This is a genomic window from Microbacterium sp. PA5 (genome assembly GCF_049860775.1).
Taxonomy (GTDB): Bacteria; Actinomycetota; Actinomycetes; order Actinomycetales; family Microbacteriaceae; genus Microbacterium.
Window position 1 is genome coordinate 2,438,992 of sequence record NZ_CP187567.1, and the last position, 23,685, is coordinate 2,462,676.

A 23,685-nucleotide genomic window follows, 5' to 3' on the forward strand; every position below is an offset into this window, starting at 1 on the left:
AGGGCGCTGCCGGACCGCGCTCAGCTCTCCTGGTGGCTGAACGCCGCGTCGAAGGAGGCCGCCGGGGCGCGCCACAGGAGCGACCGGACGAAGCCGACGGCCTCGGCGGCGCCGTGCAGGCGGTCCATGCCGGCGTCCTCCCACTCGATCGAGATGGGGCCGGCGTAGCCGATCGCGTCGAGCGCGCGGAACGCGTCCTCCCAGGGCACGTCGCCGTGCCCGGTGGAGACGAAGTCCCACCCGCGCCGCGGATCGCCCCAGGGGAGGTGGGAGCCGAGGATCCCCGCCCGGCCGGTCGTGGGACGCAGCCGGGTGTCCTTGCAGTCCACGTGGTAGATGCGGTCGGCGAAGTCGACGATGAACGCGACGGGGTCGATCCCCTGCCACATCATGTGCGAGGGGTCCCAGTTGAACCCGAAGGCCTCGCGATGCCCGATCGCCTCGAGCGCCGCCCGTGAGGTCCAGTAGTCGTACGCGATCTCGCCCGGGTGCACCTCGTGCGCGAATCGCACCCCCTCGGCGTCGAACACGTCGAGGATGGGGTTCCACCGCGCCGCGAAGTCCTCATAGCCCGCCTCGATCACCGCGGACGGAACCGGCGGGAACATCGCCACGTACGGCCAGATCGACGACCCCGTGAAGCCCACGACGGTGTCGACGCCGAGCTTTCGGGCCACCCGCGCCGCCCGCTTCATGTCCTCGGCTGCGCGTCGCCGGACCCCCTCGGCGTCGCCGTCGCCCCATACGTACTCGCGGAGGATCGCCCGGTGACGGAAGTCGATCGGCGCATCGCAGACCGCCTGGCCGGCGAGGTGGTTCGAGATCGCGAACACGCGCAGCCCGTGCCGGTCGAGGATCTCGAGGCGCGACCGCGCGTAGGCGTCGTCCTCATCCGCTCGGCGGAGGTCGAGATGATCGCCGGACGCCGCGATCTCCAGGCCGTCGTACCCCCATTCGGCGGCGAGCCGTGCGACCTCCTCGAACGGGAGGTCGGCCCACTGCCCGGTGAACAGGGTGACCGGATGCTCAGCCATGATGCTCCTTCGCGTCATGTGCTCGAAGATACGCGAGCGAGTCGGCCGCGAGGGCGTCCTGCGACACGGCGAGCGGACGCCACACCGACGCGGCCACCGCGATCGTGGCGTTCTCCCCGGTGAAGCTCTCCAGGCCCAGCACCCCGTCGTAGCCGGCGTCGTCGAGCGCGCCGAGGATCCCGGGCCAGTCCGTGTGGTCCTCGCCGACCGTCCCGCGGTCGCTGCCGCACACCTGGACGTGTGCGATCGCGGCACCGGCGCGGCGGATGGCGTCCTGCGGCCGCTTCTCCTCGATGTTCAGGTGGTAGGTGTCCAGCGCGAGGCCGAGTCCGTCGCCGAGGAGCGGGCCGAGCGCGGCCATCGCCTGGTCGACGGTGTTGAGCAGGCTCGTCTCGTAGCGGTTGAGCGGTTCGACCGCGAGCCGGATCCCGAGGTCCGCCGCCTGGTCCGCCAGCGGCCGGAGATTGTCCCGCAGCTCCGCCTCGACCGCCGCGCGCTCGGCGGCATCCATCCGCCACGTGACCCCGGTGGGCGCGTAGAAGGGACCCGCCACGCGGGTCGCCCCGATCGTCGAGGCGGCGCGCAGGCACGTCCGCAGGTACTCGGTCGTCGCCGCCACGTCGCCCGCGCGGGCGACGAGCGAGCGGCCCGGCCCCATCGCGCCCACGACGACGGGCTCCAGGTCGAGCTCGTGGAGGAGGTCGCGCGCCCGCGCCGCATCCCAGTCGCCCGGGCTCTCCAGCGGGAGCTCGATCGCCTCGAAGCCGAGCGCGGCGGCCTTGCGGGCCAGCGCCGGCAGGGTGTCGTCGGTGAGCGGCGATGTCCACACCCATGTGTTGACGCCGATCCTGCGGGTCATGTCTTCCTCACCTCGAAGGGATGTCGCGTTTCGTCTCGCCCGCGGCTCGCTCAACGACCGGCGGGATGTCGGCCCGCGGCCGTTGAGCGAGCGCAGCGAGACGAAACGCCGCGACGTGCCCGTTACGGGATCTGCCGCTGCTGCCAGACCTCGGGGAAGCCCGGCAGGTTCTCGCCGCCGAACTTCGCGTAGTGGCCGTCGGGCATGCCCTCGTTGGCCGCCAGGTACTGGTCGAGCTCATCGACCGTGATGGGGCTCTGCGGGAGCACCCACTCCTTGGGGATCTCCTCGCCGGCGAAGATCTTCTGCGCCGCCAGCAGCGGGGTCCGCCACTGGAAGTTCGAGTAGACGGGGGCGAGCCCGGTCAGGCCCGTCTCCTTCCACTTGCGCAGGAAGCTCATCTCGTCCTCGCCGGTCATCACCGGGTAGTCGACGCCGGCGTCCTCGAAGGCCTCGATCGCCGCGACGGCGCCGTCGCCGGCGTCCATCCAGATGCCCTTCACGTCGCCCTTGGCGAGCTCGTCGCTGATGATGCTCTTGATCTCGGCGGGATCGGCGCCCGTGAAGTAGTCCACCGCGTCGATGCCCGCCTCGGTGAACAGCTTCTCGGCGGCGGCCCAGCGCTGCTCGAGCACGTCGACGCCCGGAAGGATCCGCAGACCCACGACCTTGTCGCCCGGCTCCAGGTTCTCGATGAGGAACTCGGCCGTGTCGATGCCCCACGCGAAGCCGCCGATCGGGTGGATGAAGGTCACGGGGCAGTCGGTCTGCACGCCGCGGTCGAACACGATGACCGGCTTTCCGGTCTCGCACGCCCGTTCGACCGCCGGAGTCATCGCCGCCGTGCTGTTGGGCGAGATGAGGAAGACGTCGCAGCCGCCCTCGGCGATGAAGTAGTCGATGTCGGCGATCTGGGTGTCGTCGGAGTCCTGCGCGTCGCGGGTCTCCATCTCGCTGATCACGCCTTCCTCCTGGAGCACCTTCAACTGCTGGTTCATGGTGATCCAGCCGGTCTGGCGCCACGGGTTGGAGATCGAGGCGTTGGCGAAGCACGCCTTCTTGGCGCCTTCGCTCGCGTACCCCGACGTGTCGACCATCTCGGCGTTGATGTACTGCAGGTAGGGCTCGTCGGCGGGCCCCTCCGGAGCGACGCCGCGCTGGGCGTCCTGCGTGTCGAAGACCTCCTGGTCGAACCATTCGTTGGCAGACGCCGACTCGCTGGGGGCGGGGTCGGTCGCGGCCGGTGGGGCCACATTCGGATCGGTGGTGCACCCGGCCAAGGCGAACACCCCGATCATCGCCACGGCAGCGGTGGCGATCGTCGTCGATCGTCGCATTGCTAGTCTCCTCTGGTTTCAGCTCTGGTTTCTGGGACACCCTCGGAGGCGAGGGCAGATGGTGCGGACGTGCGAGCCGTCGCGTGCGCGGGCACGTCGGGCTCCTTCCCCGGATCGGGGGAAGCGGAGGGGGGGCGCGCCCCGGCGGCGAGCCCGGAAGACGACGCCGGAGTAGGCCACGGCGGCGATGATGATGACGCCCTGGACCGCGTCGCGCAGCGACGACGGGACGCCGGAGATGTTGAGGACGAGGAACAGCGCCTCGAGCACGAACGCGCCCGCCACGGCGGCGACGATCCAGCCGCGCCCTCCGCCGAGGACGACGCCGCCGAGGACGACCGCCGTGATCGCGATGAACTCGTACCCGCGGCCGACCGACGGGTGGACGCCGGCATAGCCGACCAGCAGGACGCCCGAGACCGTGGCCGACACCGACGAGATCACGAACGCGCGCGTCGTGACCCACCAGGAGCGGGCACCCGCGTAGCGCGCCGCGCGCGCGTTGTCGCCGAGAGCGATCAGCACCTTGCCATAGGGGCGCGTGGTGAGCCAGATGCCGAGCGCGAGCCAGCCCGCGAGGATCAGGACGGACCACGGCAGGAAGTCGATGACCGGGAGATCGCGGAGACCGCCGCGGCCGATCTGGCGGAAGCTGTCGGCGGGGTTGCCGGTCGCGGCGCCGCCGGTCCACCACATGACCCCGCCGAGCAGCGCGAGCATCATGCCGAGCGTGACGATGAACGACGGCACCTGGAGCAGCGTCGTCAGGAGCCCGTTGACCAGCCCGATCAGCACGCCGAACACCAGCATGAGCAGCAGCACCGGCACCGTGCGGGAGTCGTCCTGGCCGACGAGGTTCCCGGCGATGATGACCTGCGCGGTGATGAGCGACCCCTGCGAGAGGTCGAACTCGCCGGCGATGATCACGAAGTACTGCCCGATCGCGATGATGGCCACCGGGGCCACCCGCTGGATGTAGCGCATGAACTGACCCGGCTCGGCGAACGACGGGTTCAGGATCGCGACCGTGACGAGGAGCACGACCAGCAGCAGGAACACGGCGCCGCGCGGGCTGACGAGGGTGCGGAGGGCGTTCATCGGCTTCCCCCTTCGGCGTCGGCGGCCGGATCGAGCGCGGCCGAGGCGGCCGCCATGGCGGGCGCGGCGGCGATGGCCGCCGCATCCCCGCCGGTGCGGGTGCCTCCCGGCCCGAATCGCGAGCGGCGGCGCACGACGGCGCGGCGGCTGTACACGGCGACCGCGGCGACGATCACGACGCCGCGGACGACGTCCTTCAGGAAGGGGTTCACCTGCATCACGCTCATCACGTTGTCCAGTACGGCGAAGATCGCGACGCCGCCGATGGTGCCCCACACGGAGCCCCGGCCGCCGAGGAGGAGCGTGCCGCCCAGGACGACCGCCGCGATCGACAGCAGCGCGTATCCGCCCTGCTGACCGACCGTGGGACTGCCGACGCCCAGCCGGCTGGCGAGCAGGAGGCCCGCGAGCCCGGCGAACAGCGAGCACATGACGTGCGCGGCGACGAGGGGCGGCCGGGTGCGCACACCGGAGAGGCGGGCGACCTCGGGGTCGCCGCCGACCGCGAACAGATGCGCGCCCGTTCGGGTGCGGTCCAAAAGGAACCACACCGCGACGGCGAGCGCGAGCATGATCAGCGTCGACAGCGGGACCGGGCCGAGCCCGACGGCGCCGATGAGCTGGAAGTCCCACGGCACCGATCCGGCGCTGCCCTGGAAGTTGGTGTTGAGCACGCCCTGGAGGATGAGCCCGACGCCCAGGGTCGCGATGAAGCCGTTGACCTTCAGCACCGTGACGATGAGCCCGTTCGCGAGCCCGATCCCCGCGCAGACGAGGAGCGTGAAGGCGACCGCCCACGGGATGTTGGCGGGGTTGCCCGCCATCGTGGTCGCGGCGAGCAGGCTCGACAGGCTCATGACGTACGTCACCGACAGGTCGAGCGATGCGCCGAGCACCACGAGGGTCTGCCCGATCGCGACGAGCCCCAGCACGCTCATGCCCGTGAGGATGTCGCGGATGTTGCCGGGGCTGAAGAAGCTCCGTCCCACGGTGGCGACCAGCACGGCGCCCACGGCGATCGTCAGCAGCAGGATGCCGAGGACGATGACGGTCGAGTCGATGCGCAGGCGCTTCATCGCTGCTCCTCCCCCGTGCTCGCGCGCGGGTCGCTGCTCACACGCGGGTCGGCGACGACGGCGCCGGCGCTCTCCCGCGTGCCCGTCGCCGCCGCGAGCACCTCGTGCTCGGCGGAGCCGGCGGGAAGCTCTGCGGCGAGCTCCCCGTCCCGCATCACCACGATGCGGTCGCTCATCCCGATCACCTCCGGCAGCTCGCTCGAGACCATCAGCACCGCCTTGCCCTCGGCGGCGAGCTGCCGCATGAGCTGGTAGACGGCGACCTTTGCCCCCACGTCGATGCCGCGCGTCGGCTCATCGAACAGCACGATCCGCGGATCGGTGACGAGCCACTTGGCGAGCACGACCTTCTGCTGGTTGCCGCCGGAGAGGAAGCGCACCTCCTGCTCCACGCCCCGCGAGCTGATCTCGAGCGCGCTGAGGATGCCGGGGATCTCGCGGCGCGCAGCCCGGGTCCGGCCGGCGAAGACGCTCCGGACGACCAGGAGCGCGTTGTCGATGACCGACTGCCCGAGCGCCAGGCCCTGGGCCTTGCGGTCCTCGGTCACCAGCGCCAGTCCCGCCCGCACGGCGTCGCGGCCGTGGCGGAAGCGCACCGGCGCTCCCGCCACCCGCACGGTCCCCCGCGAGAACGGGTGGATGCCGAAGACGCCCTCGACGAGCTCGGTGCGCCCGGAGCCCTGCAGCCCCGCCACGCCCACGATCTCGCCCGCGTGGAGGGAGAGGTCCACCCCGTCGACGAACTCGTTGCCGCACCCGTCGAGTTCCAGCAGCGCGTCACCGCGGACGGTGCCCTCCACCGGCGCGGGGAAGTAGGACTGGATGGGGCGGCCGACCATGCGGCGCACGAGCTCGTCGGGGGTGAGATCGGACGTGGCGTCGGTGGAGACCAGCGCGCCGTCCTTGAGGATCGTGATCCGGTCGCAGAGATCGAAGATCTCCTTCAGCCGGTGCGAGACGTAGACCACCGCCACGCCGCGTGCGGTGAGGCGGCGCACGATGGCGTAGAGGAGCTCGACCTCGTGGTCGCTGAGGGCGGCCGTCGGCTCGTCCATCGAGATCAGGCGGGCGTCGAACGAGAGCGCCTTGACGATCTCGACGATCTGCTGCTCCGCGACCGTGAGCGACCCCACGCGCGCATTCGGGTCGATGAACCCGACGCCGAGGTCGTCGAGCAGCGCCCGCGTGCGCGCGATCATCCCGCCGCGGTCGACGAAACCCGCCCGCCGCGGCTCGCGGCCGAGGAACACGTTCTGCGCGACGGTGCGCTCGGGAAGCAGCGTGAACTCCTGGAACACCGTCACCAGGCCGGCGTCCATCGCCTGACGCGGGTGGCTGTAGGCGACGTCGGCGCCCTCGAACTCGACGGTGCCGCGGTCGGCCGGGTGCACGCCGGCGAGGATCTTCATGAACGTGGACTTGCCGGCGCCGTTCTCGCCGACGAGGCCGTGCACCTCGCCCCGGCGCACGTCGAGGTCGATGCCCGAGAGCACCTCCACACCGAAGAAGGACTTGCCGACGCCGCGCGCGCGGAGCACGACGCCGTCATCGGCGCCTCCGCCTCGCGGCGCGTCGGTGAGAGCGGTGTCGGTCACGCGGGCACCTCGATCCAGCTGTCGGCGGCGGCGGATGCCAGGACCGCATCGGTGAGCACGGCGGCGCGCAGGCCGTCGGCGAAGGTGGGGAGCCCCTCGGGGGCGCCGCCGCGGATGGCCGCATACGCGTCGATGACGAAGGCGTCGAAGGCGTCCTGGTACCCCATGGGGTGCCCGGCGGGCACGCGCTGGATCCGCGCGGCATCGGCGCTGGCGGTCGCGGGATCACGCAGGAGCAGCTGCGACGAGATGCGGTCGCCGATCCACAGCTCCTCGGGGCGCTCCTGCTCGAAGCGCACGCTGCGCCGCGCGCCGTGGAGCTCGAGGGTGAGCGCATTCTTCCGTCCGGCGGCCATCTGGCTGATGAGGGCCGTGCCCACCGCGCCCGAGGCGAGGTCGAACATGACGGCGGCGATGTCCTCGTTGCGGACGACCCGGTCGTCGCCGCGACGGTCGTACACGCGGCGGGTGCGCGCCGAGACGCGGGTGACCCGCTGGCCCGACACGAACTCGATGAGGTCGAACAGGTGGGAGCCGATGTCGGCGAACGCGCGCGACGGTCCCCCGGCGTCGCCGTCCGCCCGCCAGTCGTCGTCCGAGGGCAGCAGCATCCAGTCCTGGAGGTACGCGGCGTCGACGGTGAGGACTGCGCCGATCTCTCCCTGCGCGACCCGGGCGCGGGCTTCGCGGATCATCGGGTGATAGCGGTAGACGAAGGGCACGGCGCCCACGAGGCCGCGCTCCTGCGCGAGCGCGACGAGCGCGCGAGCGTCGTCCACGGAGGTCGCCAGCGGCTTCTCGCACACCACGTGAACCCCTGCGAGCAGCGCCGCGCGGGCGAGACCCGCGTGCGTCGTGTTGGGGGTGCAGACGTGGACGACGTCGATGTCGCCGTCTGCCAGCAGCGCGGCGGCATCCGATCCCGCGCGGCGGTAGCCGAGATCGCGCGCCGCGGCGGCGCCCCCCGCGGCGGTCGAGGTCGCCACTCCGACGAGGTCGGCGCCGGCAGCGCGGGCGGCCGCGGTGTGCACGCGGGCCATGAACCCGCCGCCCAGCAGCCCCGTGCGTATCGTCCCGACGCCGATGTCGGTGACTTCCGTAGTCATGTCGAGGAGTCTGACACGGCGCAGGCAACTTTTGCTAGTGCTTCGTCAAAAGTTATCCGGTCGATATCGAAAGTCGTGCCTGTGCCGACAGAGGTCCCTGTGCTTTACTGTCGCCATGGTCGACGCCGTCCGCGCCGCCGGTGCGCCCGTTCCCGGTGCAGGAGAACTCTTCCAGATCCTGCGAGACGGCCGCGCGCGCACGAAAGCAGAGCTCGCGACGCTCACGGGCCTCGCCCGCTCCACGGTGTCGAGTCGCATCGACACCCTGCTCGCCGCAGGACTGCTCCGCCCCGCGGGAGAAGCGGCATCCACCGGCGGCCGCCCGCCGGCGCGGGTCGCCTTCAACCCCGCCGCGGGCGCGGTGCTCGCCGCCGATCTCGGCGCCACCCACGCCACCATCGCCGTCGCCGACCTCTCCGGGCGGATGCTCGCCTCCCGGACGCACGCACTCGACATCAGCTCCGGCCCCGAAGCCGTGCTCGACGCGGTGACCCGTGAGGGCGCCGCGCTGCTGTCCGCGCAGGGCATCGGAGACGGACTCCTCGTCGGGGTCGGCATCGGCGTCCCCGGCCCCGTCGAGCACTCGACGGGGATGCCGACCAACCCCCCGATCATGCCGGGGTGGGATCGCTTCGACGTGCCCGCCTACGTCCGGCGGACGTTCGAGGTGCCGGTGCTGGTCGACAACGACGTGAACATCCTCGCGCTCGGCGAGCAGTCGCTCAGCTGGTCGGGCGTCGACGACCTCATCTTCGTGAAGGTCGCCACCGGCATCGGCGCCGGCATCATCTCCGGCGGCGTGCTCCAGCGCGGCGCACAGGGCTCGGCCGGCGACATCGGCCACGTCCAGGTGCCCTACAGCCACGACTCGCCCCGCACCGCCGGCGACGAGCGCGACCTGGAGGCCATCGCGAGCGGACCGGCGATCGCCGCTGTTCTGCGCGCACGCGGCGTGGAGGCGCGGGACAGCGCGGATGTGATGCGTCTCGTCCGCGCCGGCAACGCCGAGGCGATCGCCGCCACGCGCCAGGCGGGGCGGGAGGTGGGCGAGGTGCTCTCCACCGTGGTCAACCTGCTGAATCCGTCGATCATCGTGATCGGAGGGAGCATCGCCCGCGCCGGCGAGCACCTCCTGGCAGGCGTGCGCGAGGTCGTCTACCGCCGGTCGATCCCGCTGGCGACCCAGCATCTCGGCATCGTCCAGTCCCAGGCCGGCGAGACGGCGGGCGTCCGCGGCGCCGCCATCATGGTCACCCAGCACGTCCTCTCCCCCGCCCACGTCGAGGCTCTCGCGGCGCGCTGACCCCCTCGCCGTGCCGCCGGCGGACCGGTCCCGGCGATCCTGCGGCAGCCGGTAGCACCGGCGTAACACGCCTGAGACAATCGCGCGGTTGACTGACTGCACCAGCAACGAGTGCTGCCGATGAAGACATGCGCGCGGAAGGAGCGTCCCATGAAGTTCCGTCCCCTGCGTAGCGCCCCGCATCCGGCGTCGGGCACCGCCGAGGTGGCTGCGCCGCCCGAGACGATGCGCGCGGTCGTGTTCGACGCCCCCGGCGGACCGGAGGCGCTCCACGAGGCCACCCTCCCCGTCCCCGCTCCGGTGATGAGCGAGCTGCTGGTGCGCGTGGTCGCCGCCGGCACCAACCCCATCGACGCCAAGACCCGCGGAGGCCGCGGCGTCTTCGGCGCGATCGACCGCCACCCGAGCACGCTCGGATTCGACTTCAGCGGCGTCGTGGTGTCCTCGCCGCACGAGGCGCACCCGCTCCCGCCCGGCACCGAGGTGTTCGGGATGGTCCCCTTCCCCCGTTCCGGCGGCAGCTACGCCGAGTACGTCGTCGTGCCGTCGCTGTCGGTGGCGCGGAAGCCCGCCGCCCTGTCCCACGTGGAGGCGGCCGGGGTCCCCCTCGCCGCACTCACCGCGTGGGGGCTCGTCGTCGAGACCGCCCACGCGCACGAAGGCCAGCGCGTCCTCATCCACGCGGGATCCGGCGGCGTCGGTCACTTCGCCGTGCAGCTGGCCGCCTACTTCGGCGCCCACGTGACCGCCACCGGCTCGGACCGCAACCTGCCGTGGCTGCGCGAGCTCGGAGCCGCCGTGGTGATCGACTACGCGACGACCCGCTTCGAGGACGTCGTCGGCGAAGTGGACGTCGTCATCGACCTCGTCGGCAACGCCCACGACGACACCGGCTCGCGGTCGCTGTCGGTGCTGCGGCGCGGCGGCCTGTACATCATGGTGCCCACGGGCGCGTGGCCCGGGTACGCCGAGGCCGCCGACGCGGCCGGCGTGCGGGCGACGTCGTACAAGGTCGTCCCCGACGGCGGGGTGCTGTCCACGCTGGCCCGCCTCCTGGACTCGGGCGCCGTGCAGGTCTACGTCGACCGCGTGTTCGACCTGACGGAGGCCGCCGAGGCCCACGCCGAGCTCGAGCGGGGTCACTCGCGCGGCAAGATCGTGCTGCGGGTGGGCGACGCCTGACGCGGGCTTCCGCCTGGTCCCGTCCGCGGCATCCGTGGCTGGAATCCCGTCCGCGGCATCCGTGGCCGGAACGGTGGCAGACGCAGGGCCGACCGCCGCGTCGGGCCCTGCAGCCGGCCCTCGCCCGCGATCCAGCCTGCTTTCGCCCCCGCGTCAGCCGGTGAGCACGCGCCGCCCCTCGGCCACGACCTCGTCGGCGACGGCATCGAGGAGGGCCGACCGCAGGTTCCACTGCTGCCAGTGCAGCGGCACGTCCACCGGAGGCGCGCCGAGGCGGACGAGCTCCCCGGACGCGAGCGCCGCCGCGGACTGGAAGCCCGGCAGCAGGCCCCACCCGAACCCCATCGCCACGGCGACGGCGAAGTCGTGCGAGGCCGGCACATAGTGGCGCGGCCCGGTGTCGCCCGCGACGCCCCGCGCTTCGAGCCACTGCCGCTGCAGGTCGTCGCGACGGTCGAAGTCCACGCGCGGCGCGACCGCCAGGGCCTCCGCCGTCGGGCCCTCGGGCAGTCGCCGCGCGACGAACTCGGGGGTGGCGACCGCCTCGTAGCGCATCGTGCCGAGGGCGACCACGCGGCATCCCGCGACCGGCTGGGAGCGCGAGGTCACCGCCCCCATCACCGTGCCGGCCTCCAGCAGCGCCGCCGTGAAGTCCTGATCGTCGCGGTGGAGGTCGAAGACGACGGCACGCGACGCGGACAGGCGCGCGAGCGGCGCGAGGAACCACGTCGCCAGGGAGTCCGCGTTGACCGCCAGCGGGATCGTGACCTGCGCCCGCTCGGCACCGAGTTCCGCGAGTGCGTCGTGCTCGAGGAGCGCGAGCTGGCGCGCGTACCGGACCACCGCGTGCGCCGCCTCGGTCGGGCGGACGGGCTTGGCGCGCACCAGGAGCACCCGGCCGGTCTGCTCCTCCAGGGACCGGATGCGCTGGCTGACCGCCGACGGCGTGATGTGGAGGCGCCGGGCGGCCGCGTCGAGGCTCCCCTCGTCGATGACGGTCGCGAGGGTGCGCGCGAGCTCGGCGGACAGCTGCATTAGCTCAGCTTACGCACCGCAAGGATCGTGAACTGGATTTCAGATGTGCACCGTCGTAGCGTCGTCGACGTGATCCCCTCCTTCCTCGCCGGCATCGGCCTCGGACTGTCGCTCATCGTGGCGATCGGCGCGCAGAACCTCTTCGTGCTGCGCCAGGGCATCCGGCGCGAGCATGCTCTCGCCGTCGCGGCGGTGTGCGCCGTCTCCGATGCCGTCCTCATCGTGGTGGGCGTCTCGGGGCTCGGCCTGATCCTCCACACCGTGCCCTGGCTGGTCGACGTCGTCCGGTGGGCCGGGTTCGCCTTCCTCCTCGTCTACGGACTGCTCGCCGCGCGGCGCGCGCTCCGCCCCACCGGGCAGGCGCTGCGGGTCGACGGTGCGGCAGCGCCCGCGCCCTCCACTCCCCGCGGCGGCACCGCGACCGCCACCCGCCTCGCACCGGTGCTGCTGACGTGCCTCGCCCTCACCTGGCTCAACCCCCACGTGTACCTCGACACGGTGTTCCTCCTCGGATCGGTCGCCAGCACGCACGGCGAGACCCGCTGGTGGTTCGCCGCCGGGGCGAGCCTGGCGAGCCTGCTGTGGTTCTTCGGACTCGCCCTCGGCGCCCGCTACCTCGGCCGCTGGCTGGCGACCCCGCGCGCCTGGCGCATCCTCGACGGGATCATCGCCGTCGTCATGATCGTGATCGCGGTCAGCCTCGTCTGGCCCTGACGGAGAGCATCCGGCACGAGCGCCGGCCGTCGCGCTCAGACGCCGTCGATCTGCTCCCGCCGCGCGAGGACCAGGGCCCGGACGGTGTCGTCCGGCAGCGGGTCGGCGGGATCGAACCGGATGGTGCCCTTCGCATGGTCGACGCCCGACAGCAGCGGGGCCACCGCGACGATGGCCGCGGGACTGAACGGATACACGCCGATGTGGGACTTCGCCCGCATCACCGACAGCAGGGGCTTGCCGCGGTAGGTGAGCGCGGGCATACCGTAGCCCTTCCCCTGCGCGGCGTTCGGGACGACCTCCCGGGCGACGTCGTAGACGTGGCCGATCACCGCGGCATCCGGAGCCTCGAGTCCCGCCAGGTAGTCATCGATCGTGTGCAGCGTCGCCATGCCCGCATCCTCCCACGCGGGCCCGCGCGCCGACGTGGGCAGGTGCCAGGATAAGTCCATGAGACGGGTCCATGTGATCGTCGACGGCTCGGTCCAGGGCGTCGGCTACCGCTACACGATGCGGATGGTCGCGCGCGAGGCGGGCGTGACCGGCTGGGTGCGCAACCGCCGCGACGGCACGGTCGAAGCCGAGGTCGAAGGCTCCGGCAGCCAGGTCGACGAGGTGCTCGCGTGGATGGCGGAGGGCCCGCCGGGATCATCCGTGACGAGCGCCCGGGTCACCGAGCTCGACGCGACGACGTCCGAGTCGTCCTTCGAGGTGCGCGCCGACGGCTGACCGGCGATCGACGGGGCGATCACTCCGGTGAACGCCACAGGGGCCCCACCCGAAGGTGGAGCCCCTGTGCGTACGGGTTGCCCCTGAGCCTGTCGAAGGGTCAGGCGAGCGAGTTGACGTCCAGCGGGATGCCGGGGCCGAACGTGGTCGACACGGCGCCCTTCTGGATGTAGCGGCCCTTCGAGCTCGACGGCTTCAGGCGCACGATCTCCTCGAGAGCGGCCTTGAAGTTCTCGTCCAGCTGCTCGGCCGTGAACGAGGCCTTGCCGACGACGAAGTGCACGTTGGCGTGCTTGTCGACGCGGAACTCGATCTTGCCGCCCTTGATCTCCTCCACGGCCTTGGCCGGGTTGGGGGTCACGGTGCCGGTCTTCGGGTTCGGCATGAGGCCGCGGGGACCGAGCACCTTGCCGAGGCGACCGACCTGGCCCATGAGTTCGGGCGTGGAGACGGCCGAGTCGAACGCGGTCCAGCCGGCCGCGACCTTCTCGATGAGCTCGGCGCCGCCGACCTCGTCCGCACCCGCGGCGATGGCGGCCTCGGCCGCGGCACCGGTGGCGAACACGATGACGCGGGCGGTCTTGCCCGTGCCGTGCGGCAGGATGACCGTGCCGCGGACCATCTGGTCGGCCTTGCGCGGGTCGACCGCGAGCTTGAGGGCGACCTCGACGGTGGAGTCGAACTTCTTCGAACCCGTCTCCTTGGCGAGCTTCACTGCCTCGGTGGACGTGTAGAACGAGTCGCGGTCGATCTTGGCCGCGGCTGCTTCGTAAACCTTGGACTTAGCCATGTGCGTCTTCCCCTCAGTCCTCAACCGTGATGCCCATGGAGCGGGCGGTGCCGGCGATGATCTTCGAGGCGGCCTCGAGGTCGTTCGCGTTCAGGTCGGGCTGCTTCGTCTCGGCGATCTGGCGAACCTGATCCTTGGTGAGCTTCGCGACCTTGGTCGTGTGCGGGGTCGGCGAGCCCTTGGCCACGCCGGCCGCCTTCTTGATGAGCTCCGCCGCCGGCGGGGTCTTCAGGATGAACGTGAAGCTGCGGTCCTCGTAGACGGTGATCTCCACGGGGATGACGTTGCCGCGCTGCGACTCGGTCGCCGCGTTGTACGCCTTGCAGAACTCCATGATGTTGACGCCATGCTGACCGAGCGCGGGGCCGATCGGCGGCGCCGGGTTGGCGGCACCGGCGTTGATCTGGAGCTTGATCAGGCCGGTCACCTTCTTCTTCGGTGCCATTCTCTTTCCTTCTGTCGAGCGCCGGCGAGCGGGTGCTCAGCAGGCGCGCTTCCACGTATCAGGCGATTCCTGACGGTGGTGGGTTCGGTGCGCGACACGCGCGCAACCGCTCAAGTCTACCGGATGGCGCTGCCCGCCGGGGCACGCCGTTTCGTCTCGGTCGCTGCGCTCCCTCGCTCAACGCCCGGGAGTGGCCACCCGGTCGTTGAGCGAGCGCAGCGAGTCGAAACGCCGCCTCAGAGCTTGGTGACCTGGTCGAACGACAGCTCGACCGGGGTCTCGCGCTCGAAGAGCGAGACGAGGACGGTGAGCTTGCCGCTCTCCGGCTTGATCTCGCTGATCGTGCCGGGAAGACCCGCGAACGAGCCCTCCTTGATCGTGATGGTCTCGCCGACCTCGAAGTCGACCTCGGCCGGGATCGAGCGGGCCTGCGTGGCCTGGCCCTTGGCGCCGGAGCCCTTGGCGGGTGCGACGTCCTTGACCTCGACGAGGGACTTCAGCATGTTGAAGGCCTCTTCGAAGCGCAGCGGCGTGGGGTTGTGGGCGTTGCCGACGAAGCCGGTGACGCCGGGCGTGTGACGCACGACGGACCAGGTGTCCTCGTTGAGCTCCATGCGCACGAGCACGTAGCCGGGGATCCGGACGCGCGTGACCATCTTGCGCTGACCGTTCTTGATCTCGACGACGTCCTCCATCGGGACCTCGATCTGGTAGATGTCCTCTTCGACCTCGAGCGTCGACTTGCGCTGCTCGATGTTGGCCTTCACCTTGCGCTCGAATCCGGCGTAGGAGTGGATGACGTACCACTTGCCCGGGAGGCTGCGCAGCTCGGCGCGGTAGGCCTCGTAGGGGTCCTGGTCCTCGTCGGACTCGGACTCGTCCTCGGCGTCCACGTCGGCGGTCTCGTCGTCGTCGTCGCCGAGCTCGGGACCGTCGTACGGTGCGACCTCTTCGGCAGCCTGGGCGGCGGCCTCGGCCTGCTCCTCGGCGAGGGAGTCGGTGAGGACCTCGGCGGCGGCCTCCGCCTCGTCGGCGTGGTCGATCTCGAGTGCGTCGTTCACGATGGCGTCTGCCTCCGGGTCGTCGATGTCGATGTCGTCGAGGTCGGCGTCGGCGTCCTCGACCAGCACGTCCTCGTCGTCCACCACGTGGACGGCGACGTGCTCGGCGGCCTCGACGGAGCGCTCCTGGTCGGCGAGGTAGTTGCCCTCCTGGGCCTCGTCGTCCTCGCTGGACTGCTCTGCGGCGGTCGCCCAGTCGGCGTCGTCGGCGTACTTCTCAGACAATTGCGTTCTCTTCCATTGGATGGTCGGTGGCCGTCATCCGCGGCGCGTGGGGGCGAGCGGGATCCCGCTCAGCTCGGCACGCCGAAGACGACCTGCACGACCCAGGTGAACAGCAGGTCGAGGCCGTAGACGAGCGCCATCATGACCACGACGAAGCCCAGCACGACCGCCGTGAACTTCCCGAGCTCCTGCCGCGTCGGTGTGACGACCTTGCGGAGCTCGGCGAAGACCTGACGGATGAAGAGGGCGATGCGCTGGAAGAAGTTGAGCTTCTTCTCGCGGGATGCGCCGCCGACCGCGACGATCTCGCCGTTCGCCTCATCCTGGACCATGTACCCACCTGTATGAATTGCGTCGTGCCAGCTCGGTGCTGGCGCGTGTGTCAGCGCGAGCGCTGACGCGCAGGGCGGACAGGAATCGAACCTGCAACCTGCGGTTTTGGAGACCGCTGCTCTGCCAATTGAGCTACCGCCCTAGACGTCCCGTCCGGTCTGGACCGGGCGTTCCCTCTGGTGCATCCGGAGCCTGACGGACCCGGTGCCCCACCCTTCCACCGTAACCACATCGGGGCGGATTCCGTCCCGCGGGCATGGCGAAAGAATGCAGACAACTGCGTCGTCAAGTGTACGGCATCCGCAGCCGGCCGCGAACCGGGCGGCGGTCTCAGTACTGCTGGATGCCGTAGCGGTCGGGCTCTTCGCCGCGCAGGAACCGGCGTCCCGACACCGTCGTGGGCACGATCCGCACATAGTTGTACTTGAGCGTGGGGATCCACGGCTTCAGGGGCAGCTCGTCGGCGGCGCGCACCTCGTCGGAGGTCTCCAGCCGCTGCGCGTGGCCGCGGACGATGACGCTCCACGCGTCGGCGGCGGTGTGGTCGTCGACCTCGAAGAGCACCTCGTCGTTGACCGTCAGCTCGGTGAGCTTGCTGCCCTCCGCGGTGCGGAAGACGACCGAGCGGCCGTCGAGGGTGTAGTTCACCGGGAAGATGTCGAGGACGTCGCCCGCATGGGTCACGAGACGTCCGAGCTCATGGCCGGCGAGCCGCGTGAAGCACTCCTCGTCGGTCAGGTACGTGATCACCGCACTCTTGTCGTCCATGGCACCATGTTCCTCCTCATCGCCGGGGCGCGCACCCTTTCGGGCCGGGAGAATCCGCACCGTCCGCGAGCCCGCCCCCACGCGCCGAGCCCACCCCGTCCAGACGCTCCGGACGGGGTGGGCTCGGCGATAGGGGGTGGGCTCGACGAGAGTCGGCTCAGGCGACGCGGATGAGCTTCTTGTTGACGAACTCGTCGGCGGCGAGCAGGCCCATCTCGCGGCCGGTCCCGCTGCGCTTGACGCCGCCGAACGGCAGTGCGGGCTCATCGGCCAGCACGACGTTGACGTAGACCATCCCGGCCTCGATCTTGTCGGCGATCCGCTCGGCCTGCTCCGCGTCGGTCGTGAAGACGTACGAGCCGAGGCCGAACGGCGTCGCGTTGGCGACCTCGATCGCCTCCTCCTCGCCCGAGACCCGGTAGACGACGCCCACGGGGCCGAAGAACTCCTCGCGGTAGGCGTCCATCTCCGGGGTCACCCCGGTGAGGACGGTGCCCGGGTAGAAGGCGCCGTCGCGCGTTCCGCCGGTCACGAGGGTGGCGCCCGCCGCCACGGCGGCATCGACCTGCGCGGCGAGCCGCTCGGCGGCCGCCAGCGACGACAGGGGCCCGAGCACGGTGTCCTCGGCGAACGGGTCGCCCACGCTCGCCGCCGCCATCGCCGCGGTGAACTTCTCGAGGAACGCGTCGTAGAGGTCGTCGCCGACGATGAAGCGCTTGGCCGCGTTGCAGGACTGGCCCGTGTTGTCCAGGCGCGCGTCGACGGCGGCCTGCACGGCCGCGTCGAGGTCGTCGGTGGACAGCAGGATGAACGGGTCCGAGCCGCCGAGCTCCAGGGCCACCTTCTTGAGGTGGCGACCGGCGATCTCGGCCACGGCGGCACCCGCGCGCTCCGACCCGGTCACCGAGACGCCCTGCACGCGGCGGTCCGCGATCACGGCGGCCGCCTGGTCGTTGGTGAGTCGCACGTCCGCGTAGGCGCCCTCCGGGAAGCCGGCGTCGGCGTACATCTGCGCGATGGCCGCCGCCGACTCGGGGCACTGCGGGGCGTGCTTGAGCAGGATGGTGTTGCCGAGCGCCAGGTTGGGCGCCGCGAAGCGGGCCACCTGGTAGTAGGGGAAGTTCCACGGCATGATCCCCAGCAGCACCCCGAGCGGCGCCTTGCGGATCACCGCGGTGCCGTCGCCGTCGATGTCCAGCGGCACGTCCGCGGTGATCTTGTCGATGTGGTCGGCGTAGTACTCGGTGATGTCGGCGGCGAAGTCGACCTCGCCCTCGGCGGCGGCCAGCGGCTTGCCCATCTCGCGCACGATGATCGCGGCCAGCTCGTCGCGACGCTCGCGGTGCAGGCGCGCCACGGCGCGCAGGAGCTCCGCACGCTCGGCCGGAGACGAGGTGCGCCCCCAGCTGCGGTAGGCGGCGTCCGCGGCGGCGATCGCCGCGTCGACCTCGGCGGCGGTGGCCGTCGGGTAGGTCGCCAGGGTCTCGCCGGTGGCCGGGTTCACGACCGCATAGTCACTCATGGTGCTCCCTCACTCCCGTCAGTCGACGGGGATCAGCGTGTACTTGGTGGACAGGTATTCGTGGATGCCCTCGAGGCCGCCCTCGCGGCCGACGCCCGACTGCTTGACGCCGCCGAAGGGCGCCGCGGCGTTGGAGACGACGCCCACGTTCAGCCCCATCATGCCGGTCTCGAGGCGATCGATCATCCGGTGCCCGCGGGCGAGGTCCTGCGTGAAGACGTAGGAGACGAGACCGTACTCGGTGTCGTTGGCCAGGCGCACGGCCTCGTCCTCGTCGGTGAACGTGGCGATGGCCAGCACGGGTCCGAAGATCTCCTCGCGGAGGATGGCGCTTCCCGGCGCTACCCCGGCGACCACCGTCGGCTCGTAGAACGTGCCGGCGCTGAGCGCCTCGTCCGCGGGCTTGCGGCCGCCGGCCAGGACGGTCGCGCCGCGCGAGACGGCGTCGGCGACGAGCTCCTCGGCCTTGGCCACGGCCTTATCGTCGATGAGGGGGCCGATCTGCACGCCGTTCTCGGTGCCGCGCCCGATGCTCATCGCCGACACGCGCTCGGTGACACGCCGGGCGAACTCGTCGGCGACCGCCTCGTGGACGATGAACCGGTTGGCGGCGGTGCAGGCCTGGCCGATGTTGCGGAACTTCGCCGCCATCGCGCCGTCCACCGCCTTGTCGAGATCGGCGTCGTCGAACACGACGAACGGCGCGTTGCCGCCGAGCTCCATCGACACCCGCAGCACGCCCTCGGCGGCCTGCGCGATGAGCTTGCGCCCGACCTCGGTCGACCCGGTGAACGACAGCTTCCGCAGCCGCGGGTCGGAGATCACGGGAGCCGAGGTGGAGCTCGACCGCGTCGTGGTGAAGACGTTCACGACGCCGTCGGGAAGCCCCGCCTCGACGAGGAGCTTCACGAAGTACAGCGTCGTCAGCGGCGTGAGCTCGGGCGGCTTGATGACGACCGTGCAGCCGGCGGCGAGCGCCGGCGCGATCTTCCGCGTCGCCATCGCGAAGGGGAAGTTCCACGGGGTGATGAAGAACGACGGTCCCACCGGGCGCTGCGAGACGACCATGCGACCCGTGCCCTCGGGGTTCAGGCCGTACCGGCCGGCGATGCGCACCGCCTCCTCGCTGAACCACCGCAGGAACTCCCCGCCGTACACGACCTCGCCGCGCGCCTCCGCGAGGGGCTTGCCCATCTCGAGGGTCATCAGCAGCGCGAGATCCTCCTTGTGCACCTGCACGAGGTCGAACGCGCGGCGCAGGATGTCGCTGCGGGTGCGGGGCGGCGTGGCCGCCCACGCCTCCTGCGCGGCGACCGCGGCGTCGAGCGCGCGCACGGCGTCCTCCGGGGACGCGTCGGCGATCTCGAGCAGGGTGTCGCCGGTGGCGGGATCCTTCACCGGGAAGGTCGCCCCGGTGTCGACCCATTCTCCGCCGATGAACAGGCCGGTGGGCACCTCTGCGAGCAGTGCCTGCTCCGTGTCGCGGGTCATCGTGCCGCCTTCCTCATCGCCCGCGCGCTCGGCGGGGCATCGATCGACAGGGTCTCGCCGCGGAAGAACGCGGGACGCCTCACGGACTGCCAGACCATCACGATCACGCCGATGACGATGATCAGCATGCCGAGGATGAACACGATCCCGATCCCGCCGATGTTCGACCCTGAACCGTATGCCGGGTCCATCGAGTCGATCAGCGTCGTGAAGAAGAGCACGGCGAGGATGAGGCCGCCCACGAGCGGGAACAGGAACGTGAAGAACACGTTCCGCACCGAGTCGAACCACTGCTTGCGGAAGTACCAGACGCAGGCGAACGCGGTGATCCCGTAGTAGAAGCAGATCATCATGCCGAGGGTGAGGATCGTGTCCCACAGCGTGTCCTCGCTCACCACGCGCATCACCGCGTAGAAGACGGATGCCACGACGGCCGACACGATCGTCGCGTAGCCCGGCGTGAAGAACCGCGGGCTGACCCGGGCGAACGCCGGCGGCAGGGCCCCGTAGTGCCCCATCGACAGGAGCGTGCGGGCCGGGCCGACGAAGGTCGACTGCAGCGACGACGCCGAGCTCGTCAGCACGGCGAGCGAGACGAGGAAGGCGAGCGGGCCGAGCACGGGGTCTGACAGGAAGAAGAACACGTTGGACTGGATGTCCTCGTTGCCGAGGCCCAGCTCTCCCGTGCCGACACCGGCGAACATGATCATCGCGACGGCGAGCAGCAGGTACAGCGAGACGATGGTGAGGACGGTGACGGTCGCCGCCCGGCCCGGGGTCTTCTCGGGATCCTTGGTCTCCTCGTTCATCGTGAGGGTGACGTCCCATCCCCAGAAGATGAAGATCGACAGCGACAGGCCGGCCGCGAACGCGCTGAAGGACGACACCGCGAACGGGTTGAACCACTCGAGCGAGAACGGCGTGTAGTCGAAGCCGCCCCCGCCCACCGCCTGCGCGATGGCGGCGACGGCGAAGACGACGAGCACCAGCACCTGGAAGGTCACCAGCACGTACTGGAGCTTCTGGGTGGTCTGCATGTCGCGGTACGAGATGTATGTCGCACCCAGCATGAACAGCAGGCACACGCCGATGTTGATCCACAGCTCGAACGCGAGGTCGGCGATGCCGGGGTTCCCGGTCACCTGCGAGATGAGCAGGAACAGGAACTCCACCGCGACGCCGGCGAGGTTGGAGAGCACCAGGATCGTCGCGACGATCAGTCCCCAGCCCGCCATCCAGCCCACCCACGGCCCGAACGCGCGCGCGGCCCAGGTGAAGGACGTGCCGGCGTCCGGCATCCGGTTGTTGAGCTCGCGGTAGCCGAACGCCACCAGCAGCATCGGGATGAAGCCGACCAGGATGATCGCCGGGATCTGGGCGCCGACCACCGATGCGGTCGGACCGACGGCGGCCGTGAAGGTGTAGGCCGGGGCGATGCAGGAGATGCCGATGACGACGGCGCCGAGCAGGCCGATGGTCCCCGCGCTCAGGCCCTTCTTGGAGATGCCGCCGTCGGGCGCGCTGCCCGTGACCGAGGGGGCGTTCTGGCTCATGATCCGGCCTCTTCCTTGTGACGGGTGCGCGGGACGACGATGACCGGCACGGGGACTTCGTGGAGCATCTTGGCGGCCGTGGAGCCCAGGAACAGGCGCCGCGGCTGGGCGAGGCGGCTGGATCCGGCGAGGAGGACCTCGCCCGGCTGCCAGTCCAGGTGGGCGACGGCATCCTCGATGCTCTCCCCCTCGGCGACGACGACCTCGGCCTGCAGGCCCTCCGGCAGGCGCGTCTTCGCCGCCGCGAGCACCTCGTCGACCTGGGTGGACCCCGCCAGGCGGATCGCCCCGGTGTCGGCGGTGGGCGGGAGGTCGACCGTGAGCAGCGACAGCAGCCGGACCGGCACGCCGGTGGCGGCCACGAGCGACTGCGCGTCGTCCATGAGGGCGTCGGCACCGGGGCGGGTGCCCACGGCCACCGTCAGCCGGGTGATCCCGGTCTCGGGCGCGATCTTGCGGGCGCCGCGGGGCACGAGGACCACGGGCACGTCGGAGGAGTGCAGGAGCTCGGTCGTCGTGGTGCCCAGGCGGTGGCGTCCGCGGCTGGCGCCGTCGGCGGCGCCGACGACGATGTACGCGGCGGCGAGCTCGTGGGCGACCTCGATGAGGCCCTCGGCGAAGGACTCCGCCGAGCGGACGTGGGCGTGCGCGACGACGTCGGCGGGGATCCGGTCGATGGCCTCGGCGATCCACCGCTGGGCCTGCTCGCGCAGGAGGCGGTCGTAGGAGGCGTCGGGCGGCGTGATGACGCTGCGTCCTTCGCCGGGCAGGATCACCACGACGTCGAGCACGGCGTCGACGGCGTAGGCGAGTCGGGCGGCGAACGCGACGGCGTCCCGCCCCGTCTTGGTGGCGGTGTAGCCCACGACGATGTGGCCGGTCATGTGAGGTCTCCTCCTCGGTCGGTGCGCGAGCGCAGCCCTCGGTCGTCGAGCGAGCGCAGCCCTCGGTCGTCGAGCGAGCGCAGCCCTCGGTCGTTGAGCGAGCGCAGCCCTCGGTCGTTGAGCGAGCGCAGCGAGACGAAACGGCTCATGCCCGCAGCTCCTCGATGATCTGGTCGGCGGCGAGGCGCCCCATGCGGATGGCGCCGTCCACGTGCTGGTACCCCGCGCCGGCGAGGTCGCTGCACGCGAAGCGGATCGGGCCCACGGGCGTGCGCAGGTCCGCTCCGTAACGGTGGAGCCCGCCCATGTCGAAGCTCGCCGCGTACGCACCGCGGGTCCACTCCTCCGAGCCCCAGTCGCTCTCGTAGTACACGATCGGGTTCTTCGCCTCGGGTCCGTAGTAGTGCGAGAGCGACTCCAGGATGCGCTCCTTGCGCTCCTCGGCGCTGAGCGTGAAGAGGTCGTCGGCGTTCTGGTCCGACACGAAGCCGACCAGCGTCCCGCGCTCGTCACCGTGGTTCGTGTTGTCGTAGGCCTCGTGCGACAGCTCGTAGGGGCTGAACGCGGTGCCCGACAAGCCCTGCTCCCGCCAGAACGGGCGGTCGTAGACGGCGTGCACCTTGATGACGAACCCCATCGAGATGTGCTGGTGCATCTGGTGCTGACGGCGCGGCAGCGGCGGGTCGAACGAGATGCGGGGGTAGAGCACGGGCGCGAGGGCGAGGATCACCTGCCGGGCGTGGACGGTCATGCCGTCGGCGGTCACCGTGACCGGAGACTGCGACCCCGAGCCCGCGGACGGCTCGGACCAGGCGATGGAGCGCACCGGCTGCCCCAGGAACACGTCGGCCCCCAGTCGCTCGGCCAGCAGCAGCGGAACCTGCTGCAGACCGCCGACGACGCGCTTGTCGAGGATGAAGTCCGCGTCGACGAGGTGGGAGTAGGAGCCTGCCGACGCCGCCATGAGCAGCGACTGGAGCAGCGAGAACGTGTGGGTCGGCTTGGTCAGCATCGCCGACCCGGTCGCGAAGGCGAGGTTGCGCACGGCCTCGTCGTCGTCGGTCTGGGCGCGCAGCCACGCGTCCCACGAGACCCGGTCCCACTCCGCCGCCTTCTCGTGCGCCCACGGGCGATCGGGGTCGATCTCGGCGACCATCGCGTCGAGACGCTCGGTGATCTCCGCGATCGCCCGCTCGGTCTCGGGCGACACGGGGAACATCTCGCCCGTGAACCGTCGCGCCTGGCCGTCCGGACCGACGTAGACGCTGTCGCCCTCGCGGTAGCGCGAGTACGTCTCGAGGCCGAGCTCGGCGACCGTCTCGATCAGGGCGTCCTGATCCGGCGACACCCACTGGCCGCCGATCTCCAGCATCGCGCCGTCGATCTCGTCGGTCCACAGCCGCCCTCCGACGCGGTCGCGCGCCTCGAGGACCGCCACGGACAGCCCCGCCTTCTTCAGCTGGTTCGCCGCGGTCAGGCCGGCGGCGCCGGCCCCCACGATCACGACGTCTCGGGTGATCTCGCTCATCGGGTACTCCTTCGTCT

General features: G+C 71.1%; 24 protein-coding genes and 1 tRNA gene. 4 read left to right on the top strand and 21 right to left on the bottom strand.

All coding sequences use genetic code 11. The features are described 5' to 3' along the window. Window positions 1–20: 20 nt before the first annotated feature. The 7 genes from ACPWUT_RS11570 to ACPWUT_RS11600 all read right to left on the bottom strand — a co-directional run bounded on the left by ACPWUT_RS11570 (window position 21) and on the right by ACPWUT_RS11600 (window position 8,105). The gene (locus ACPWUT_RS11570; RefSeq protein ID WP_425837734.1) at window positions 21–1,034 is read right to left on the bottom strand and encodes a sugar phosphate isomerase/epimerase family protein; all 1,014 of its coding nucleotides are present in this window, start codon (window positions 1,032–1,034) and stop codon (window positions 21–23) included. Beyond that, window positions 1,027–1,893 (bottom strand): sugar phosphate isomerase/epimerase family protein, encoded by an 867-nt coding sequence (locus tag ACPWUT_RS11575; RefSeq protein ID WP_425837737.1) that lies wholly within the window; start codon window positions 1,891–1,893, stop codon window positions 1,027–1,029. Before ACPWUT_RS11575 ends, ACPWUT_RS11570 begins: the two co-directional genes overlap by 8 nt. A 122-nt stretch (window positions 1,894–2,015) precedes the next feature. Then, window positions 2,016–3,230 (bottom strand): substrate-binding domain-containing protein, encoded by a 1,215-nt coding sequence (locus ACPWUT_RS11580; protein WP_425837740.1) that lies wholly within the window; start codon window positions 3,228–3,230, stop codon window positions 2,016–2,018. 18 nt (window positions 3,231–3,248) lie between these two features. Further along, the gene (locus ACPWUT_RS11585; RefSeq protein ID WP_425837743.1) at window positions 3,249–4,328 is read right to left on the bottom strand and encodes an ABC transporter permease; all 1,080 of its coding nucleotides are present in this window, start codon (window positions 4,326–4,328) and stop codon (window positions 3,249–3,251) included. Beyond that, entirely contained in the window at window positions 4,325–5,404 is a 1,080-nt protein-coding gene (locus ACPWUT_RS11590) for an ABC transporter permease (protein ID WP_425837746.1), read from the bottom strand. The genes ACPWUT_RS11585 and ACPWUT_RS11590 overlap by 4 nt, the downstream gene beginning before the upstream one ends. Then, complete coding sequence (locus ACPWUT_RS11595; protein WP_425837749.1) at window positions 5,401–6,999, bottom strand: sugar ABC transporter ATP-binding protein; 1,599 nt, start codon at window positions 6,997–6,999, stop codon at window positions 5,401–5,403. The genes ACPWUT_RS11590 and ACPWUT_RS11595 overlap by 4 nt, the downstream gene beginning before the upstream one ends. Then, a complete protein-coding gene (locus ACPWUT_RS11600) occupies window positions 6,996–8,105 on the bottom strand; it encodes a Gfo/Idh/MocA family protein (protein WP_425837752.1) in 1,110 nt (369 codons plus the stop codon). The genes ACPWUT_RS11595 and ACPWUT_RS11600 overlap by 4 nt, the downstream gene beginning before the upstream one ends. A 115-nt stretch (window positions 8,106–8,220) precedes the next feature. Here ACPWUT_RS11600 and ACPWUT_RS11605 point away from each other — a divergent pair, with 115 nt between their 5' ends. After that, window positions 8,221–9,408 (top strand): ROK family protein, encoded by a 1,188-nt coding sequence (locus tag ACPWUT_RS11605; protein ID WP_425837755.1) that lies wholly within the window; start codon window positions 8,221–8,223, stop codon window positions 9,406–9,408. Window positions 9,409–9,558: 150 nt separating this feature from the next. Then, window positions 9,559–10,590, top strand: a complete 1,032-nt coding sequence (locus tag ACPWUT_RS11610; protein WP_284529984.1) for an NADP-dependent oxidoreductase — start codon at window positions 9,559–9,561, stop codon at window positions 10,588–10,590. A gap of 153 nt (window positions 10,591–10,743) precedes the next feature. Here ACPWUT_RS11610 and ACPWUT_RS11615 read toward each other — a convergent pair whose 3' ends face one another. Next, window positions 10,744–11,625: a LysR family transcriptional regulator ArgP gene (locus ACPWUT_RS11615; protein WP_284529985.1), complete on the bottom strand. Its 882-nt coding sequence runs from the start codon at window positions 11,623–11,625 to the stop codon at window positions 10,744–10,746. Between the two features lie 72 nt (window positions 11,626–11,697). Here ACPWUT_RS11615 and ACPWUT_RS11620 point away from each other — a divergent pair, with 72 nt between their 5' ends. After that, window positions 11,698–12,339, top strand: a complete 642-nt coding sequence (locus ACPWUT_RS11620) for a LysE/ArgO family amino acid transporter (RefSeq protein ID WP_425842269.1) — start codon at window positions 11,698–11,700, stop codon at window positions 12,337–12,339. A 35-nt stretch (window positions 12,340–12,374) separates the two neighbouring features. Here ACPWUT_RS11620 and ACPWUT_RS11625 read toward each other — a convergent pair whose 3' ends face one another. Continuing rightward, a complete protein-coding gene (locus ACPWUT_RS11625) occupies window positions 12,375–12,731 on the bottom strand; it encodes an iron chaperone (RefSeq protein WP_425837759.1) in 357 nt (118 codons plus the stop codon). A gap of 58 nt (window positions 12,732–12,789) precedes the next feature. Between ACPWUT_RS11625 and ACPWUT_RS11630 the strand changes: the two genes are divergently transcribed. Further along, on the top strand, window positions 12,790–13,068 hold the full coding sequence (locus ACPWUT_RS11630; protein WP_284529987.1) for an acylphosphatase: 279 nt from the start codon (window positions 12,790–12,792) through the stop codon (window positions 13,066–13,068). 100 nt (window positions 13,069–13,168) lie between these two features. On the opposite strand, the gene rplA is transcribed toward ACPWUT_RS11630, so the two are convergent. The 12 genes from rplA to ACPWUT_RS11690 form a co-directional block, all read right to left on the bottom strand. Further along, on the bottom strand, window positions 13,169–13,858 hold the full coding sequence (gene rplA, locus ACPWUT_RS11635; RefSeq protein ID WP_284529988.1) for a 50S ribosomal protein L1: 690 nt from the start codon (window positions 13,856–13,858) through the stop codon (window positions 13,169–13,171). 13 nt (window positions 13,859–13,871) lie between these two features. After that, a complete protein-coding gene (gene rplK, locus ACPWUT_RS11640) occupies window positions 13,872–14,303 on the bottom strand; it encodes a 50S ribosomal protein L11 (RefSeq protein WP_284529989.1) in 432 nt (143 codons plus the stop codon). Window positions 14,304–14,539: 236 nt separating this feature from the next. Then, window positions 14,540–15,589, bottom strand: a complete 1,050-nt coding sequence (gene nusG, locus ACPWUT_RS11645) for a transcription termination/antitermination protein NusG (RefSeq protein ID WP_425837764.1) — start codon at window positions 15,587–15,589, stop codon at window positions 14,540–14,542. 68 nt (window positions 15,590–15,657) lie between these two features. Beyond that, window positions 15,658–15,921, bottom strand: coding sequence for a preprotein translocase subunit SecE (gene secE, locus ACPWUT_RS11650; protein WP_284529991.1), 264 nt, complete (start codon window positions 15,919–15,921; stop codon window positions 15,658–15,660). A 70-nt stretch (window positions 15,922–15,991) separates the two neighbouring features. Beyond that, window positions 15,992–16,064 (bottom strand) — tRNA-Trp (locus tag ACPWUT_RS11655). Window positions 16,065–16,252: 188 nt separating this feature from the next. Next, the gene (locus ACPWUT_RS11660; RefSeq protein WP_284529992.1) at window positions 16,253–16,690 is read right to left on the bottom strand and encodes a pyridoxamine 5'-phosphate oxidase family protein; all 438 of its coding nucleotides are present in this window, start codon (window positions 16,688–16,690) and stop codon (window positions 16,253–16,255) included. 157 nt (window positions 16,691–16,847) lie between these two features. Beyond that, a complete protein-coding gene (locus ACPWUT_RS11665) occupies window positions 16,848–18,212 on the bottom strand; it encodes an NAD-dependent succinate-semialdehyde dehydrogenase (protein ID WP_425837769.1) in 1,365 nt (454 codons plus the stop codon). Between the two features lie 18 nt (window positions 18,213–18,230). After that, the gene (locus ACPWUT_RS11670; RefSeq protein ID WP_284529995.1) at window positions 18,231–19,703 is read right to left on the bottom strand and encodes an NAD-dependent succinate-semialdehyde dehydrogenase; all 1,473 of its coding nucleotides are present in this window, start codon (window positions 19,701–19,703) and stop codon (window positions 18,231–18,233) included. Continuing rightward, window positions 19,700–21,256, bottom strand: coding sequence for an APC family permease (locus ACPWUT_RS11675; protein ID WP_284529996.1), 1,557 nt, complete (start codon window positions 21,254–21,256; stop codon window positions 19,700–19,702). Before ACPWUT_RS11675 ends, ACPWUT_RS11670 begins: the two co-directional genes overlap by 4 nt. Further along, entirely contained in the window at window positions 21,253–22,140 is an 888-nt protein-coding gene (locus ACPWUT_RS11680; RefSeq protein WP_284529997.1) for a universal stress protein, read from the bottom strand. The genes ACPWUT_RS11675 and ACPWUT_RS11680 overlap by 4 nt, the downstream gene beginning before the upstream one ends. Then, on the bottom strand, window positions 22,137–22,289 hold the full coding sequence (locus tag ACPWUT_RS11685) for a hypothetical protein (protein WP_284529998.1): 153 nt from the start codon (window positions 22,287–22,289) through the stop codon (window positions 22,137–22,139). The genes ACPWUT_RS11680 and ACPWUT_RS11685 overlap by 4 nt, the downstream gene beginning before the upstream one ends. Next, complete coding sequence (locus ACPWUT_RS11690) at window positions 22,286–23,668, bottom strand: flavin monoamine oxidase family protein (protein ID WP_425837775.1); 1,383 nt, start codon at window positions 23,666–23,668, stop codon at window positions 22,286–22,288. The genes ACPWUT_RS11685 and ACPWUT_RS11690 overlap by 4 nt, the downstream gene beginning before the upstream one ends. Window positions 23,669–23,685 lie beyond the last annotated feature (17 nt).

Coding starts and splice junctions, on each gene's coding strand:
- ACPWUT_RS11575 (WP_425837737.1), bottom strand. CDS start 1,893: ATGACCCGCAGGATCGGCGTCAACACATGGGTGTGGACATCGCCGCTC.
- ACPWUT_RS11660 (WP_284529992.1), bottom strand. CDS start 16,690: ATGGACGACAAGAGTGCGGTGATCACGTACCTGACCGACGAGGAGTGC.
- ACPWUT_RS11610 (WP_284529984.1), top strand. CDS start 9,559: ATGAAGTTCCGTCCCCTGCGTAGCGCCCCGCATCCGGCGTCGGGCACC.
- ACPWUT_RS11570 (WP_425837734.1), bottom strand. CDS start 1,034: ATGGCTGAGCATCCGGTCACCCTGTTCACCGGGCAGTGGGCCGACCTC.
- ACPWUT_RS11675 (WP_284529996.1), bottom strand. CDS start 21,256: ATGAGCCAGAACGCCCCCTCGGTCACGGGCAGCGCGCCCGACGGCGGC.
- ACPWUT_RS11600 (WP_425837752.1), bottom strand. CDS start 8,105: ATGACTACGGAAGTCACCGACATCGGCGTCGGGACGATACGCACGGGG.
- ACPWUT_RS11670 (WP_284529995.1), bottom strand. CDS start 19,703: ATGACCCGCGACACGGAGCAGGCACTGCTCGCAGAGGTGCCCACCGGC.
- ACPWUT_RS11630 (WP_284529987.1), top strand. CDS start 12,790: ATGAGACGGGTCCATGTGATCGTCGACGGCTCGGTCCAGGGCGTCGGC.
- ACPWUT_RS11685 (WP_284529998.1), bottom strand. CDS start 22,289: ATGAGCCGTTTCGTCTCGCTGCGCTCGCTCAACGACCGAGGGCTGCGC.
- ACPWUT_RS11580 (WP_425837740.1), bottom strand. CDS start 3,230: ATGCGACGATCGACGACGATCGCCACCGCTGCCGTGGCGATGATCGGG.
- ACPWUT_RS11625 (WP_425837759.1), bottom strand. CDS start 12,731: ATGGCGACGCTGCACACGATCGATGACTACCTGGCGGGACTCGAGGCT.
- rplK (WP_284529989.1), bottom strand. CDS start 14,303: ATGGCACCGAAGAAGAAGGTGACCGGCCTGATCAAGCTCCAGATCAAC.
- ACPWUT_RS11680 (WP_284529997.1), bottom strand. CDS start 22,140: ATGACCGGCCACATCGTCGTGGGCTACACCGCCACCAAGACGGGGCGG.
- ACPWUT_RS11665 (WP_425837769.1), bottom strand. CDS start 18,212: ATGAGTGACTATGCGGTCGTGAACCCGGCCACCGGCGAGACCCTGGCG.
- rplA (WP_284529988.1), bottom strand. CDS start 13,858: ATGGCTAAGTCCAAGGTTTACGAAGCAGCCGCGGCCAAGATCGACCGC.
- secE (WP_284529991.1), bottom strand. CDS start 15,921: ATGGTCCAGGATGAGGCGAACGGCGAGATCGTCGCGGTCGGCGGCGCA.
- ACPWUT_RS11585 (WP_425837743.1), bottom strand. CDS start 4,328: ATGAACGCCCTCCGCACCCTCGTCAGCCCGCGCGGCGCCGTGTTCCTG.
- ACPWUT_RS11690 (WP_425837775.1), bottom strand. CDS start 23,668: ATGAGCGAGATCACCCGAGACGTCGTGATCGTGGGGGCCGGCGCCGCC.
- ACPWUT_RS11590 (WP_425837746.1), bottom strand. CDS start 5,404: ATGAAGCGCCTGCGCATCGACTCGACCGTCATCGTCCTCGGCATCCTG.
- ACPWUT_RS11615 (WP_284529985.1), bottom strand. CDS start 11,625: ATGCAGCTGTCCGCCGAGCTCGCGCGCACCCTCGCGACCGTCATCGAC.
- ACPWUT_RS11605 (WP_425837755.1), top strand. CDS start 8,221: ATGGTCGACGCCGTCCGCGCCGCCGGTGCGCCCGTTCCCGGTGCAGGA.